This window comes from Mesorhizobium sp. M4A.F.Ca.ET.050.02.1.1 (genome assembly GCF_003997725.1).
In the GTDB taxonomy this organism is placed as follows: Bacteria; Pseudomonadota; Alphaproteobacteria; order Rhizobiales; family Rhizobiaceae; genus Mesorhizobium.
In genome coordinates this window covers 1-2,768 of the sequence record NZ_RZSG01000779.1, presented here as the reverse complement: position 1 = coordinate 2,768, position 2,768 = coordinate 1, and the positions used below count along the sequence as shown (strand labels likewise).

Sequence of the window (2,768 nt, the reverse complement as noted above, 5' to 3'; positions counted from 1 at the left end):
TGCATCGGCAATCTGTAGGCAGCTACCCTCCCGACTCAAGCGACAACATCCGACCGGTCGCCGGCGTCAGCCCGGACAGGTGCCGGTTGCAGGGTCCGCAGGCAGGAAGAAGCTTCGCCGCTCGCAAGCGGTGAGTTCGCGAGGCACGGTGCGCCGGGCGAAGTCGATGAGGTCCTTGGGCGCCTGGAAGACACGAACGATACGGACACTTTTTTCGCCGGCAACAATTGCGACGCGGGCGCCGTCGGAACTGAAAGCTGCGCGTGTAAAGCCCAGTAGAACGGTTGCTTCGTCGTGGCTGCCAAGGACGGCAATCTGGCGCCCCGATTGCGTCGCCCATAGCCGCACCGTGCGATCTTTGGAGGACGCGGTCACGACATACAAACCGTTAGGACTGAACTGGGCGCTGTCGACGGCGCCGTCGTGGCCCCTTAGAACGGCACTTTCCAGTCCGCCAGCGACGCTCCAGATGCGGACGGTTCCATCGCGCGAGCCGGTCAGCAGCGACTGACCGTCGGGGCTGAAGGCGAGGACCGTTAGCGCGCCGGTGTGTCCCACTAGCGTTCCGACGTTTGCTCCGTCCGTGGTCGACCAAATGCGAGCCGTGTGGTCGAGCGAGCCTGTGGCGACGAGTTGACCGTCCGGGCTGAAGGCCGCTGCCGTGATGCGATCCTGATGCCCCACAAGAACCCTGAGCTCGGCTCCGCCCGTCGTCAGCAGGTGGCCCGCATTGTCTTCCCTGGCCGAGAGGATCAGATTTCCGTCGGGGCTAAGAATGGCCTGGGGCAGATTGCTGCTTGTATTGATGACGGCCAGCTCGGTGCCGTTCGCAGCGTCCCACTGCTGCGCGGTGCCGTTGATCGATGCGACAAGAAGCGATTTGCCATCGCGACCAAACTGGATCTGGACCAAGCCGCCATGTGATCGGAACTGGGCGGTCTCCGAACCCGTGGCGACATCCCAAATACGGACCTGCCCCCCAAGAGATGCCGTCGCGACCTGCTGTCCATCGGGACTGAACGTCGCGTTTTGAATGATCTCATGTGTATCGAACCGGATTGTCTCGCGCCCGCTCACGACATCCCAGAGGTGCGCCGCGCTGTCGCCGCCGCCGGTCAGCAGGTGGACATTGTCGGGACTGAAGACCGCGAAAGTCGGCCGGTATTCATGCGAGAGCGCGGTCGTCAGCGCGCCGTCGACATCCCACAGCCGAGCAGTGCCATCATGTGAAGCAGTGAGAAGAATGTTGCCGTCGACCGGGCTGAATTCCAGATGCTCGACCAAAGATTCATGGCCGGCGATCGTCGTCACCAACGAGGCGCGTTCAACGTCCCAGATGCGGATCGGCCCATTGACCGAGGCGGTCGCCAGGAAGCGGTCGTCCGGGGTGAAAGCACCGTTCATCTCCACATCACGTTCATCCGTGTCGATGTCTGCCTTCAATCCCGAAACCTCCTGGCCGAGCACATCATCCAGCGTTCCCAACACTCCATCCCAAATCCGGGCAGTGCCATCGAGGGATACAGTGGCGATTCGCTGACCCCCGTGACCGAAGATCACGCCGTTCAATTGCGTGTCGCTCTTGCTGCCGGCCAACTTTGCGATCTCCGTTCCTTTCGACACATCGAAAAGGCTGGAAGTGTCGCGGTGTGAATGCCAACCCCACGGGCCGGCCAGCATCCGGCTCCCGTCCGCTGAACGCCAGGCTGTAGGGCCAGGAGGTCACTCGGATTGACCGCGTCAGAGCGCCGTCTGCGCTATTCCAGATCGAAACAAAATGCCTGCCTGCCGTCGCGAAGCTGCGGCCGTCTGAACTGAAAGCAGCACGCGTATATGCGTCGCTCCTTACACCTAGGACTTTCTTTCCGGTCCGAGCATCCCAGAGCGTTGCATCGCTGTTCTCCCCCGCCGTCAGCACCCGGGTGCCATCCGGGCTGAAGATTGCCGTCGGATAGTTGCTTACAGGCCGCAGGATGAAGAGCTGTTCTCCCGATGTGGCCTCCCAAAGGCGTGCAGTGCCATCCCTCGCGGCCGTCAGGATACGGCTCCCATCCGGGCTGAATTCAGCCCTCTCCAGGGCCTCTTCATGTCCTTTTAGAACTACGGTTTCGGCGCCGCTGGAGATGTCCCAGACGGCCGCAGTCTTGTCGTGGGATGCGGTGACGATGCGATCGCCGGCCGGATTGAATGCCGCATCCGTCACGCCGGCCCCATGCCGGAAGATTTTGATCTGTCGGTGCGCCAGCAGAGCCTTGTAGAGGGCTGTCTCAGCCTCAAAGAGATAGGGCCGCTTGGGCTGGTCTTTCGAGGACAGTGCTTCGAGCGCCAACAGGATCGCAGCCTCGGTGTTGCCTCTCGACGCGGACTGCTCCGAAAGAAACGAGAGCGAAAGAGACTGATTGCGCAGCGCCTGATCGCGTTGGCCCCTTGCCTCCTCCCGCGCTTTGAAGGCGACCAGCGCGCCTGCGCCCGCCATGAGAGCGAGCGCGATCGCCACGATCGCGGCATTGCGCGTACGTCGGGCGAGCCGGTTTGCTGCGACAGCCGCGAGGCTCCGGCGCTCGGCCTCGCGCTCCAGGCGCTCGCGTTTTGCCTCTTCGGCGGCCTCGATCAGCGCCAGCTCCGCGTGCCGATCCTTCTCCTCTTTCTGCCGATGGGCACGCAAGGACGCCGCGGGCCATGTCGTCGTCCGCGTAGCACATGAAGCACTGTTGAGCCGTTGGCCGCGCGCCGGTGACATTGTGAACGCAAACCGGAACTTCCTCGAG

General features: G+C 62.9%; 1 protein-coding gene and 1 pseudogene. Both read right to left on the bottom strand.

Translation table 11 applies throughout. The annotated features are described in order from the left end of the window. Positions 1 to 66: 66 nt before the first annotated feature. Entirely contained in the window at positions 67 to 1,560 is a 1,494-nt protein-coding gene (locus EOA33_RS31010; RefSeq protein WP_348628271.1) for a WD40 repeat domain-containing protein, read from the bottom strand. Continuing rightward, a pseudogene (locus EOA33_RS40975) lies at positions 1,469 to 2,768 on the bottom strand (hypothetical protein); the annotation flags it as partial. The pseudogene EOA33_RS40975 and the gene EOA33_RS31010, both read right to left, overlap by 92 nt.